Below are 13,037 nucleotides of genomic sequence, written 5' to 3' on the forward strand. Positions count from 1 at the left end.
TTAACTTTTATGAACGAAGGAGTGAGATGATGCGAGTAGAGAATATTGTCATCGTTGACTATAGTGAAGATTGGGCAAAGGAATTTGAAAAAATCAAAACAGATATCTTAAAAAAGATATCCGCAGACATTATTCGAATTGAACATGTCGGAAGTACTTCAGTTGAAGGTTTGTGTGCTAAACCAATTATTGACATTGATATTGTGATTGAGGATTACAGTAAATTTGAGGCTGTAAAATCTGGCTTGGCATCTTTAGGGTATGAGTATGAGGGGGATTTAGGTATTACGGAGCGGGAAGCTTTTTCTTATGAAATTGATCAAAAAAATCAATTTATGGAGCACCATATTTATGTATGTCCAAAGCATTCTGTAGAATTAAACCGTCATGTCACTTTTCGAGATCATCTTAGAAATAATCAATCTGATTGCCAGAAGTATGGTGAGATAAAACGAGCAGCAGCGAAAAAGTTTCCAACTGATATTGAAGGATATTTAGATATGAAGGGTGTCGTGATTTCCGAAATTTATCAACGCTGTGGGTTGCTGAAATAGGGGGTGAATAAAATGGTTATTTGTTTGGTTAGATACAATCGCAAGTATTTGCCAGCTATCGTAACATTGTTTAATAGCACGATTCAACGAGTAAACAGAAAAGACTATAGTCAAGCTGAATTAAATGAGTGGATTCAAAGTAATCCTGATTTTGATTTGTGGCATGAAACGCTAACAAGTAGCTATTGTTTATTGGCTATTAAAGAAGGAACTTTAGTGGGATTTGGTAATATAACAAGCGAAGGGTATCTCGATTTATTTTATGTTTCTCATGCTATGATCCATCAGGGTGTAGGTCGCTTAATTTACAATGAACTAGAGAAGTATGCAGTGCTAGAAAAAGCGGAGTCTATTTACACAGATGCTTCAATAACGGCAGTTCCATTTTTTACGAAAATGGGTTTAGAAGTGGTCAGAAAACAAGACAATCAACGAAATGGTGAAAATCTAGTCAATTATCGCATGGTAAAGAAATTAGTTATGAGGTGAAACGTATTGAGAAGTGAAAAAGACATAATGGATTTATTAGAAACCTTTTTTTATCAGAGTGACGATTTACTTGTTTTTCTGATGAACGGTTCTAAAATCAATGTTAATATTCCAGATGATAAGTTTAAGGATTTTGATGTTGCTTTTTTTACAAATAATAGCGCTAAATATAAAGGAAATTCAGAGTTTATAAAAAAATCTTTTGGAGAAATACTATTGATGACAGAACCATTTAATCCATTCAATTTAGAACTTTTCAAAGATGAATCAGATGGTAAAAGGTATAGTTATCTGATTCAGTTTGTTGATGGGAATAGAATTGATATGAGTTTTTATGAGCTTGATTATCTAGAAGAATATTTAAAAGCAGATAGCTTAACTAAACTAATTTATGACAAGACAAATAGAATCAAGAAAGAAATGATTCCCTCAGATGCGGACTACTTATTAAGATATCCATCTAGCGAAGTGATTAAAGAGTGTATCAAAGAGTTTTGGTGGCAGTTTTTAAATACCTTAAAAAGTATAGCTAGAAACAATTATTTACTAGCCCAAAAATTTCTTAACTATACTAGAGAACAGTTGATTCAAATGCTGACATGGCAAGTAGCGTTAGATAATGGGTTTGATAAAAATTATGGGAAAGAATTTACAACTATTACCAACTTTCTATCGCCAAAAACCTTGAATATTCTGCAACAAACGTTTAATACTACCGATTTTGAAAGTATGATAAGCTCTTTAAAAATCATGAAAACGCTAGAAGTAAAGGTTGAAAAAATACTGGCTGATAGAATGTCATTTGACTATACAGATTATTCTTATATTCCAAAAAGCTATTTGATTAGTAAGGATGAGGAAGAATTAGCGAGTTACTTTTAGAAACGAAAAACCAAGCAATTGAATTTTATCACAAGCATATTTTGCCTAAATATGAAGAAGAAAAAGGCTATTATTTTGCTATTTGTCTGAAAGAAAATAATACACCAATTGGTTATGTAGCAGTAAGTGGCAAGGATAGCCGTGATTTTGGTTATGGGTTAATGCAAGAGTATTGGGGGCAAGGGCTTGTCACTGAAGCAAGTGAAGCCGTTCTTGATTTTTTGAAATCTACGGATATAAAATTTATTACTGCCACCCATGATATCCACAATGTTGGCAGTGGGAAAGTCATGGAGAAAATTGGCTTAGAGTATAAATATACTTATCAAGAATTGTGGCAGCCTAAAAATATAGTTGTCACTTTTCGTATGTATCAACTAAACTTTGACAATAAACAGGATAGCATTTATATGGAGTATTGGAATAAGTACTCTGAACATTTTATTGAAACAAGCTTAGACTAATAAATTAACGGTTTGCTGAAAAAATATTTTAAAAAGTAGAGTACTAAATAAATAGTTATATAGGAGTGAATAAAAAATGGAAAATTGGTTTACAGTAGAAAAAATTTCAGAGGATACATTTGCAATCAGTGAATATAAGCATTGGGAAGAAACACATTGTTACTTAATTATAGGAGAGCAAAAGTGTGTACTGATTGATACAGGTATGGGGATTTCTAATATTAAAGAAATAACAGATACGTTGACTGATAAGCCTATTGTTGCGATTCCTACACATACACATTGGGATCATATCGGAGGATTAAAAGAATTTGATGAATTTTATCTTCATGAAACTGAAGCACCTTGGTTAAATGGGGAGTTTCCTTTATCGTTAGATTATATCAAAAGCTTAGTAATTGAAATCCCTTTTGAACAACCGAAAAGTTTCAATTTGGAAAATTATACAATTTTCCAAGGAATGCCAAAGATGATTTTAAAAGATGGGGATAAGATTGATTTAGGAAATCGTCAACTTAAAGTCATTCACACACCAGGACATTCCCCCGGTCATATTTGCTTATATGAAGCAGATCGTGAATGGCTGTATACGGGAGATTTGGTATACATGGATAAATTAACTGCATTTTTCCCTACCAGCGATCCAGTTGCCTACAAACAATCCATTGATAAAATTAGAAAGCTTGAGGTAAAGAAGATTCTCTCTTCACATCACAAGTTAGAAATACCAACTTCTTTAATTTCAGAAGTTTGGGAAGGTTTTTCAGAAATTGAAGAAAAAGGTAAACTCCATCATGGTGGAGGGCTATTTACTTTCGAGAACTTTCAGATTGAAATCTAACTTTGGAGGAGATTGAGTGGATAAGGTCATTATAAAAAAAATAGCCCAGCAATTAAACTTAGGAATGATACTATCTCCGCCAGAACAATTACATGGTGGTTTAATGCATAAAATGTATTCTTTAGTTACAGAAAAAGGGAAGTACGCTATTAAATTGTTAAATCCATATATCATGAAGCGAGAAACAGCAATGGCAAATTTTCAAGCTGCGGAGCAATTAGAAAAATTAGTTGAGCAGTATCCTATACCTATTCTTCCAGCTATCACCTTTAATGGTCAGAAAATGCAGGAAATAGATGGACAATTTTTCTATTTATATGAATGGTATGAAGGGGCATCTTTAAAAAATGAAGTCATTACCATTACACATTGCCGCGAAATAGGTAAAACGCTTGCGAAAATTCATCAAATAAATCGAAAAAAAGTTCCATTTAAACGTAATGAAATTCAGATTGACTGGGATACGTACATTGCTAAAATGGCTTTTCAAGATGAAAGCCTCTATGAACTTTTGAAACAGAATCGTTCTTTGCTGTATGAGAGTCAGGAAATAGGAAATCAAGCTATTAAGAAAATCCCCCCCATTTTATCGATTTGCCATAATGATATGGATAGTAAAAATGTGTTGTGGTATGGATTTGATTACCGGATTATTGATTTGGAAACTTTATCGTATTCAAGTCCTTTCATAGAGCTTTACGAGGTGGCGTTGTGCTGGTCTGGGTACGAAATCTGCAAGATAGATTATCATTTATTTAGAGCGGTAATCCAGTCATATCATGAGGCTGGCGGACAGCTTCCAATAGATTGGAGCATTATTTATGATAGCAATTATGGTAGATTAGAATGGCTAGAATTCAATATTAAACGTGCTTTAGGTATTGATTGTAGTATTGAAGAAAAAGAAATTGGTCTATCAGAAGTGCGAGAGACGGTTGCTCATATTGTCTATTACCATGAAGTACGTGAGAGTTTATTAAATTGTTTAGAAGAATTCAACAATTGATTTTCAAAATTAAAATTTAATTGGAGTTAATGGATAATGAAAATTATTAGAATGGATGAAAAATCAGTAAATGATTTTTGGCAGCTAAGACAGCGGTTGTTTGAAGAATTAAGTGAAATTGAGTCTCTTGAAGACAGACAGAAATTAGAAAATACAACAAAAGAATTCTACTTATCACATATAAATAAAGATTTAATTAGTTGAGGTGTAATAATTGAAAATGAAATCATTGCTTCAAGTTCCTTATGTTTATTTAATCGCATTCCATATCAAGAAAATTTAACAGGAAAAGAAGGCTATATTTTAAATATCTATACTTGTCCAAATTATCGAAAGCAAGGTATTGCGTCACAACTTTTAAATGAGATGAAGACATATGCCAAACAAAATCAAATTAATAGATTATGGTTAAGTAGTAGTGAGAATGGACTAGCATTATACAAAGAACATGGATTTATTGAAAAGAGTAATGAGATGGAGATATTTTTGTAAGGGTGAACATTGTTGAAGAATTTATAAAGTTTAAACTGAATAAAAAAGTAAAATCAAAAATCCCCTAGTTGTGTAATGACAGATCCCAAAAAGTATATCTAAGGGGATTTTGATTTTATTGATATTTTATTATTTTCATTGAAATGAGTAATTTCTCTTCAATTGAATATTTCTACAAAACTATTAGCAATAAGTTAAGGTGCTCCATAGCCCATTATATAAGGGCTATTTTTTTCGTAATTTTGTTTTGCAATTTTATCTCCTGAATTACCTTCGATTGTGTAAATTATCCTTTGAGATAATAGTCTTAAAATGTTATATTTTCCTGCTGAGATTTAGTTTTTACTAACATTATATGATATATCTAAGTATAATTCATTTCGAGTATTTGTGAATAACATTGTTTGTTTGTATTTTACTTTGCTAAAATGTCAGTGTATTGATTATATCTTAGCGTTAGAGTTTAGTACATAAAAGAATATCATTCATTAAAAAAATTCTATTCCCAAAAATCTAAGAATAAATCGTCATTTCCTATATTATTATCTCTCAATCTGTTATATGATTTAATTGGAGATGATTCAACAAGATATTTACTACATATTGATAGGATGAAAATAAAAATGAAAAAAATTATTGAGTATTATACAACAAGTTTAGAACAAGCTTCTTTATCAGAGGTAAAACCAACAAAAAATAAATCACTTCAAATTTCTTTTCAAGACTATCTAAATGGAGAAGTCAAAGGACTGGATACCAAGATAATGAATCGTTTGTTTGAAGAGGATGAAGAAGAAATCGAGGTGTTTCTTTTTCCAATTCAAATGCAATCTGGATCCGGTAGAACTGAGAAAAGGCTATATCCTTTAATTGTACCAGCATGTCTTTCAAAGAATGGTGAGTTGAAGCATGTTGCATACGGAGTTCCTTGGATTCCCAGAACATTACTTGCACCAGTTGAAAATTCAAAACTAGATGTGATTGGGGAAAATGATGACTATCTTCAGTTTATAGAAAGTCATTCATTTCGTGAATTAGCTTGGGATGAATATGTTCAATTGACAAGCGAACTATTTGAATATGTAACCAATCAAAAAATAACTGAGTTAAAAAAGATTTCATGGTTTAAAAAAGTAGATAATCATACTTTAGTATTTAAAGGAACCTCGAATGGTGGAGCAGCTCAAAGAATTGTAAAGCTCTATGATTCAATAGCTAAGTATAATGGTGATTTACCACTATTAGAAAATTTTTTAAGTGAGATGGATAATGCAACAGAGCCTAATCTGTTGGCAGAAGATAAACAAATAGAAATGGATAAATTTCATTTTGGTCAAATGAAGCCAACATTTGGTCTCTCAATTAGTCAACGAGAAGTCGTTCGCCATATGAATACATTAAATACAGGGGAAATGATAGGTGTGACTGGCCCTCCTGGAACAGGAAAGACTACGTTACTACAAAGTATTATTGCCACAAATTGGATTAAAGCGGCTATTGAGGGGAAACAACCACCAATCTGTGTTGTTTCCTCAACTAATAATCAAGCTGTAACCAATGTCATTGAAAGTTTTCAAATGGATGGAAGCCAAGGAACGAGCTTTGACTTAAATCAACTCCCAAATTTTCCAGAGTTTCATCCATTGAAAGAAAATTTTTGCTTGTTTGAAGAGCGATGGATCCCTACATTAGACAGTTATGGATTATATATTGTCAATAAAAAGAAATATTCTGAGGAATCACTAGCTTCAATGCATGCCAAAATTAGTAGTGAGAATACTGAATACTTAGATAGAATTGAATCAATAGAATTTTTTGAAAATGCAAAAGCTCATTTTTTGTCATGTTTTGAAGATACCTTTAATAAAAAAGGGTGTACTGTTCAACAAGTAAAAGAAGAAATGCATTCTTGGTTAGTAAGGTTAGCTAATGATTTGCAAAAACTTGTTGCATGCAACCCCAAAAAAGGAACATATAACAAGTCATTAGAAGAAATAAATAATCAGTTACAGAAGGAAGAGCAATTAATAAGTAGGAGTCATCAAAATATTGATACATTAAAAGCGATTTGCACTGAATGGGAAGTATTTAATTCTAAATCAGGTAGTATTTTAGATATCATTCCATACTTGAAACAAAAACGTGAAAAAGAAAGAAAACAGAAATTCTGCCAGTTAAATGAACTTGAATCAATCGAGGAGTTAGAAAACTTATTAGAAAAAGAAAGACAAATAATAGATGCTTCACTAACTAAAAGAAATCAGTTGAAAAAAGGCTATGAAGATTTAAAAATAGAAAAACAACACTATCAAAAATTGTTAGGAGAATATCATATAGCAACAGCTATGGATGACATTGAATTTAATGAACAATTAGATAAAACAATTCGGTATTTGTTGTTTGTATTCACAACGCATTATTGGGAAGCAGAATGGCTTATATCTATCGGAAAGTTAAAAGAAAAGGGAAAATTGTCTAATTCTATCCAAAATATGAATGAATATCAACAAAGATGGGTAAGAAGCGCTATGTTAACCCCTTGTATTGTTGGTACACTTTATCAAGTACCAGTATTTTTTTCTTATGACAACAAACCAATGTTTAATTTTATTGATTTATTCATTACAGATGAATCAGGGCAAGTCAGTCCGGAAATAAGTACGGCTAGTCTTTCTTTAGCAAAGAAATATTTAGCTGTTGGTGATACGAAGCAAATTGAACCTATTTGGAATATGACGAAAGAGGTAGATAAGGGGAATATCCTTAACTTGCTTACTGCTAGTCAAGAAGGAATGTCTCAATTCATAAATAGTGGATTATCTACATCTTGTGGTAATTTGATGGAAGTTGCCCAAAGAAGAAGCAAGTTTCATAAATATGCACACTTAAATGGCGGCTTATTTCTAAGTGAACATCGGAGATGCTTACCTGAAATTATTGCTTACTGTAACACTCTAGCTTATGATGGGAAATTAGAACCAAAACGTGAAGAAAAAGAAGCCTATTATGACGGGAAATTGCCACCAATGGGTTATGGGCACATTGGTGGAAAAATGATACGAAAAGATAATAGCATGGCGAACATAATCGAGGCAAAAGCAATTGCCAGTTGGATTAAAGACGAGAAAGACAACTTATTGAAAATGTATCATAAGCATACAATTGGGGATGTTGTAGCAGTTGTTACACCTTTTAAAGCACAGAAAAATATAATAAGCAGTGAACTAAAAAAATTGGGTTTTAAAGAAGATGAGATTGTTGTTGGAACAGTCCATGCTTTACAAGGTGCTGAAAAATCTGTGGTGATTTTTTCAACAGTTTATGATATTGCTTATAAAGGTACTTACTTTTTTGATCGTAGTGTTCATATGTTGAATGTTGCTGTGTCTCGTGCGAAAGATAGCTTTTTAATTTTTGGAGATACAAATATCTTTAATTTAGAAGGGAATCTACCTTCCACTCAATTAGCAAAAATTATTTTTTCTTCAGAAAATAATGCGATTCATGGGTTAGAAAAATACACTAGAATATCAGAAGGGAACATTCAAAGAATAGAAGGTGTTCCTGCTCATGATAAGTATTTAGTGCAGTTATTAAATAGAACAGAAGAAATTATCCATATCGTTTCACCTTACATCTCTTATTATACTTTAGACAATTACTGTCAAAAGTTACTAAATTTGATGAAACAAAAAGTTAATGCAGGAAAAGAGATTTTTATCTACACTACTCCAGCAATTAATCAAAGTAGAAAATCAAGTTACACGGCAGGTAGAAAGTTATTGGAGGAAACAGGTGCTCGGTTAATTGATTTGAATCGTGTGCATAGTAAAATGATTATTATTGATAAGCTTGCTTTAGTGGATGGCTCATTCAATTGGTTTTCTGCTAGTAGAGAAGAAGATTATCCGTATTATAATTGGGATACTTCTATTGCTTTTTATGGTGAGGATATTGGTGAAATGATTGAGAATAGACTTGGGTTATTAGAAGAAAGAGTGATTAATAAAAGTTCTCTGAAATCTACTATAGATTGAAGTTTGATTATTAAATGAATATATAATTAGTTTTGCAATCAAGGGCGTATCTACTGAAAATTCACTCAAAATCTAGTATAAAAGAAATTAACTACTAATCAAAGGATGTATGTGCTATGTCATTAAATAAAGATAAATCAAATTTAACAATTATGGGTGTGCAATTTGATTCTCAAAAAGATTTTAAAGGCGTCTGGTATGCTTTGAGTACTAATATGATTGAAGGCTGGAAACCTAAAAAAGACGATGTAGAAGAGATGAAACAATATATTGACAGAAAAAATAAAGAGCAACTCCATGAATAAATTTCCTGTATATAACACGTATTAATATGTTGATCTTGATTCTTCTATTCTAAAAAAAGTTGAATATAGAAAATGTTAATGAGCTGATAGAAAAGGAATATCAGTTAGTAAAATTAAGACGATTGACCACTTTCCTTCGCCAATTATGGTTCATTCAATGAAAGAGGTTTGTAAAATTCATCGTGAATTATTTTCAGAATGATATATTTGGGCTGGAAACTACAGAAAAGTAAATATCTCAAAGTAAGGAAAAGCTTTTATGACGATGTAATCTTTAGGTGCTGGAGAGCAGTATATAGATTCTTTGATTGAAGAATATCATAAGAATGCGCAAAGAAAAGAACAAATCGCAAGTCAGTTAGCAAATATTTTGGATAATCTTAATTATATGCATCCGTTCAGAGATGAAAATGCACATTAGAGCATCTATTAAAATACAGAAAATAGTAGTAAATGGTTTTATAAAAGGTTAATAATAATTCAATGTATATTTATAGTACCCATTTTCAAATTATTTTATATTACTTTGTATTATGAAAAAAAACTGTGTTGCTATGATGATAAAAAAGGAGATATTATTTTATGACAATAGATGAAGCAAAATACTTTTTATCATTTCACTCTTCGAGAAATGAAAATATTGAAAATCCATTATGGGATAGGGGCTTTGTTCGTTTATTAAGACCATTTAAAGATTATAAAAGTTTAGAAAGAGCTTTTCACGAAATAATGCAAATTATTTTTGTTTTATCAAGTTATTTAGAAGAAAATATGTTAGAGAAAGAAGTTGTATCAGACATTTTCGGAATTATTCATTTGGGAAAGATGTGGGGATATTCCAATGATGACGTTTTTAATAATGAAGAAAGAAAACAATTGGAACACATTGTAGACCATATATCATATGCCTTTTTTTGTCTGCTAGATGGAACAGGGATAGATGTAGCCTTTGAAATGTATTATCATGATTATCCTGATTTTAATTTTGAAAATCGAAAGTCGCATTAAAATTCTAGAATGATCTTAGTCAAATATTATCAGAAGGAGACAGTAGAGCACAACGTGAAGTCATTTGCGCGAGGTGTTGATTAATGTTGATGGTCAAGATGAAGTTTATAAATAATACATGGATGGAACTGTATACTTAAACGTGAAACTCTTGGTATAGGCTGATGTTTTAATCTATCATAATCAAAAATCAGCATTAAAAGGTCGGTTGTGTACTAATAAAAAAGAAGCTATAAATGCTGTAGTATTGTAGGCTCTTTTCTAGATAGTTGCCAGCCAAATCCTTCACGGACAGGTTTAGGTCATCTCAGATGGATTGGATTAGCTTGTGGTGCTAACAAGAGAAGATGTTTAGATTGTCTAGAGATAGTTGGTTTGACTGGAGTAGGAAATAAAAGAATTAAAAACTATTCTTTGGGAATGAAGCAAAGATTAGGGCTGGCTACAGCTATTTTGGCAGATCCGCAAATATTAGTTTTAGATGAGCCCATTAATGGATTGGATCCAGAAGGAATAAAATGGGTTAGAGGCTTTCTAAGAGGGTTTGTTGACCAAGGAAAACAGGTTTTGATATCTAGTCATTATATGGGTGAACTAGGGTTAACGGTGGATAAAGTAGTTGCCTTATCTCAGGGAAAAATTGTCTTACATTCCGATAGGGATACGGTTATTTCCGAATATGGTTCCTTTGAAAAGGCCTATTTTGAATGTACAAAAATGCAGAAAGAGGAGGGGGCTAAATATTGAGTAAAATCATAAAAAGTGAGTGTTATAAAGTTCTCTGTAGGGATATTATTGCTTTTTCCATTAATCATCATTCCTTATTTAGAAAGGATGTTCCCAAATGTAGTACCTATTATTGCCTATAGTACTGTTGCTGATAGTATAAATAATTCAGTATTTTGCATGGCGCATTTGTATTTATTTTTTTGATTATTGCTTGTCATGGTGCTAACTTATTTACAAATTAGAAAGCAGGCTTGAAAATCAAAAAAACTAAATTAGCTTAATTGCCTCTGCCAAAATGTGCCCAGCAGTATATAATCATTCAATCTTTTTTTATTTGAAAAAAGATTAAAAAATGTTCACTAACTAAATAGAAATAGTTCGTCTTAATGAATCTAAAAAAGCATAACAAGCTGTAACTCACCGATAAAATATCGGAAATTTACAGCCTATTATGCTTTTTTAATGATGCCTTATGACATTAAGTCAGTTCTGTTTAATCGATTAAATAGCTTTCTATCAGGTTAAGTTGGTTTTGTATATGATTTATTTGTGTAAGTGGCACGAATATGCTAAGAGATGAAAGGATATCTTGCTTAAATGAATGCCATTTTGAGGGAGTCAGCTCTTTTTGCTGCATCCCTTTTTTGATATAGTCTGCAATTTTTTTCCACATGAACATGTACCAATTGTGATCAGAAATGACATAGCTTTCAAATAGTTGAACGGTTAATAAAACATTCGAATATTTTTTTGTTCGAATAGAATTAAGGAGCATGTTAATCAATGCGCGTTCAACAATTTGATTGCTTTGGACATCAGTCAAGGGTGTTGTATTGACCATTTTTAATACTTTCAGAAATAATCTTGGTGAAACTTGATTGATTCCATTAAGCTGCTGATAAGAAAGAAAATCTAAGTCATAAAGTGTGTACACTGTAGCATTTTGCAATCTTTTCAGAATACGGTGTTCTAAAACAGTTATTTCGTTCTCGCTTACTTCTGAGCGTGGGTTAAGTAAAAAATCAGAACTCAGAATTTTGTATAGGGCTTCCTCTTTGCCTAATGTGAAGGGTGTCTGTTGGATGTATTCTTTAAATTCTTTAATTAATTGTGTGCTGCGTTGAAAATCTTTTTGATAGATTACGGATAGGCATTCTATTTTATGTGTAACAGTTGTTGAGAGTCCCATTAGTTTTTCTGTGCACTCAAAAGGAGAGATGGAAAGGATTTCTACAAGAAGTGCAAGATCCGTAATTCTAATATCACTTTCTCCCTTAACAAAACGTTGAAAGGTTCTGCTAGAGAGACCATGCTCATCAAATACACGTAGTGATATTTTCTTTCCACGTCTAATTTCTTCTAAATATGTACCAAATAAGTTGTATTCATCGATAGTTTTTTGCGTTTGCATACTAGCCCTCCATTTTACTTTACGCCAGTTTGTCGTGAAGTAAACATTTATTCATAAACTTGATGTTAATATTACATTAAGTGATAGTTGTAAGCAATGATGAAAAAATAAAAAACGTCACTTTTTGCTTTTATACGGTTCTTTTTATTATTCGAGGAAAACAAAAGGCGAGAGATCGTTATTTTAAGTTTAAGGAGGAGAAATAAAATAAGCTGAGCATGATAGCTATTTTATCATTTTTTTCAGAAAGAGAATGGAGACAGATGATGTGGTAAAATTCCCTCAAAAAAAAAACCTGAATACAAAAAAAGAGCTTTCACTAATGGATGATTTGGTGTACTTACTTGTGAAGATAGTAGCTCTCATTCTTTTATTTGTGCTACTTTTTACCTTTGTTTTTGGTATTCATCGTGTGGGAAATGCCAGCATGAACCCGTCTGTTAAAGAAGGCGATATTCTTTTATTTTATCGACTTGATCATAACTATCACTCTGGAGATATTGTTGTCTTAGAAAAAAATAAGAAAAAACAAGTCATGCGTATTGTTGCTGTCTCTGGAGACGAAGTAGATATCACTAAGGATGGTCTTAAAGTTAATGGACATCCGCAGTATGGCTTAGAAAAGAGCTATATTATGGAGAATACGGAACAGTTTGTTGAAGGAATCACATTCCCTATTATTTTGAAAAAAAATGAATTTTTTGTACTGGGAGATAGTCGAGAGCACGCAGAGGATAGTCGGATTTATGGTCCCGTAAGTACAGAGGAGATGCTAGGAAAAATAATGACTGTAATACGTAGAAGAAATTTTTAGACGGA

At 31.8% G+C, this 13,037-nt stretch carries 13 protein-coding genes and 2 pseudogenes; 13 read left to right on the top strand and 2 right to left on the bottom strand.

Annotation, left to right across the window (positions count from 1 at the left end; all coding sequences use genetic code 11):
* The first annotated feature begins 29 nt into the window (after nucleotides 1-29).
* The 8 genes from BMW29_RS01400 (at nucleotide 30) to BMW29_RS14100 (ending at nucleotide 4,728) form a co-directional block, all read left to right on the top strand.
* A complete protein-coding gene (locus BMW29_RS01400; protein ID WP_092649503.1) occupies nucleotides 30-554 on the top strand; it encodes a GrpB family protein in 525 nt (174 codons plus the stop codon).
* Nucleotides 555-566: 12 nt separating this feature from the next.
* Nucleotides 567-1,043, top strand: a complete 477-nt coding sequence (locus tag BMW29_RS01405; RefSeq protein WP_092649505.1) for a GNAT family N-acetyltransferase — start codon at nucleotides 567-569, stop codon at nucleotides 1,041-1,043.
* 6 nt (nucleotides 1,044-1,049) lie between these two features.
* Complete coding sequence (locus tag BMW29_RS01410) at nucleotides 1,050-1,925, top strand: aminoglycoside 6-adenylyltransferase (protein ID WP_143047319.1); 876 nt, start codon at nucleotides 1,050-1,052, stop codon at nucleotides 1,923-1,925.
* A gap of 17 nt (nucleotides 1,926-1,942) precedes the next feature.
* Nucleotides 1,943-2,389 (top strand): GNAT family N-acetyltransferase, encoded by a 447-nt coding sequence (locus tag BMW29_RS01415; RefSeq protein ID WP_281241485.1) that lies wholly within the window; start codon nucleotides 1,943-1,945, stop codon nucleotides 2,387-2,389.
* 76 nt (nucleotides 2,390-2,465) lie between these two features.
* Nucleotides 2,466-3,230 carry an MBL fold metallo-hydrolase gene (locus BMW29_RS01420; protein ID WP_092649511.1) on the top strand — a complete coding sequence of 255 codons (765 nt, stop codon included), beginning with the start codon at nucleotides 2,466-2,468 and terminating at the stop codon, nucleotides 3,228-3,230.
* A gap of 16 nt (nucleotides 3,231-3,246) precedes the next feature.
* Nucleotides 3,247-4,236, top strand: coding sequence for a phosphotransferase (locus BMW29_RS01425; protein WP_092649513.1), 990 nt, complete (start codon nucleotides 3,247-3,249; stop codon nucleotides 4,234-4,236).
* 36 nt (nucleotides 4,237-4,272) lie between these two features.
* The gene (locus BMW29_RS14095; protein WP_245706203.1) at nucleotides 4,273-4,440 is read left to right on the top strand and encodes a hypothetical protein; all 168 of its coding nucleotides are present in this window, start codon (nucleotides 4,273-4,275) and stop codon (nucleotides 4,438-4,440) included.
* Between the two features lie 24 nt (nucleotides 4,441-4,464).
* Nucleotides 4,465-4,728, top strand: coding sequence for a GNAT family N-acetyltransferase (locus BMW29_RS14100; protein WP_281241486.1), 264 nt, complete (start codon nucleotides 4,465-4,467; stop codon nucleotides 4,726-4,728).
* Nucleotides 4,729-4,922: 194 nt separating this feature from the next.
* Here BMW29_RS14100 and BMW29_RS01435 read toward each other — a convergent pair.
* Nucleotides 4,923-5,018 (bottom strand): annotated as a pseudogene (locus tag BMW29_RS01435) (CHAP domain-containing protein); the annotation flags it as partial.
* Nucleotides 5,019-5,351: 333 nt separating this feature from the next.
* Here BMW29_RS01435 and BMW29_RS01440 point away from each other — a divergent pair.
* The 4 genes and pseudogenes from BMW29_RS01440 to BMW29_RS01460 all read left to right on the top strand — a co-directional run.
* Nucleotides 5,352-8,765 (top strand): AAA domain-containing protein, encoded by a 3,414-nt coding sequence (locus BMW29_RS01440; protein WP_177165632.1) that lies wholly within the window; start codon nucleotides 5,352-5,354, stop codon nucleotides 8,763-8,765.
* Nucleotides 8,766-8,881: 116 nt separating this feature from the next.
* The gene (locus BMW29_RS01445; RefSeq protein WP_092649517.1) at nucleotides 8,882-9,070 is read left to right on the top strand and encodes a hypothetical protein; all 189 of its coding nucleotides are present in this window, start codon (nucleotides 8,882-8,884) and stop codon (nucleotides 9,068-9,070) included.
* A 582-nt stretch (nucleotides 9,071-9,652) separates the two neighbouring features.
* Nucleotides 9,653-10,078: a hypothetical protein gene (locus BMW29_RS01455; protein WP_092649522.1), complete on the top strand. Its 426-nt coding sequence runs from the start codon at nucleotides 9,653-9,655 to the stop codon at nucleotides 10,076-10,078.
* Nucleotides 10,079-10,324: 246 nt separating this feature from the next.
* Nucleotides 10,325-10,825, top strand: a pseudogene (locus BMW29_RS01460) (AAA family ATPase); the annotation flags it as partial.
* Nucleotides 10,826-11,300: 475 nt separating this feature from the next.
* Here BMW29_RS01460 and BMW29_RS01465 read toward each other — a convergent pair.
* Nucleotides 11,301-12,218 (bottom strand): hypothetical protein, encoded by a 918-nt coding sequence (locus tag BMW29_RS01465; RefSeq protein WP_092649526.1) that lies wholly within the window; start codon nucleotides 12,216-12,218, stop codon nucleotides 11,301-11,303.
* Nucleotides 12,219-12,564: 346 nt separating this feature from the next.
* Between BMW29_RS01465 and lepB the strand changes: the two genes are divergently transcribed.
* Nucleotides 12,565-13,032 carry a signal peptidase I gene (gene lepB / locus BMW29_RS01470; RefSeq protein ID WP_245706204.1) on the top strand — a complete coding sequence of 156 codons (468 nt, stop codon included), beginning with the start codon at nucleotides 12,565-12,567 and terminating at the stop codon, nucleotides 13,030-13,032.
* Nucleotides 13,033-13,037 lie beyond the last annotated feature (5 nt).

Origin of the sequence: Isobaculum melis (genome assembly GCF_900111355.1) — a bacterium.
Taxonomy (GTDB): domain Bacteria; phylum Bacillota; class Bacilli; order Lactobacillales; family Carnobacteriaceae; genus Isobaculum; species Isobaculum melis.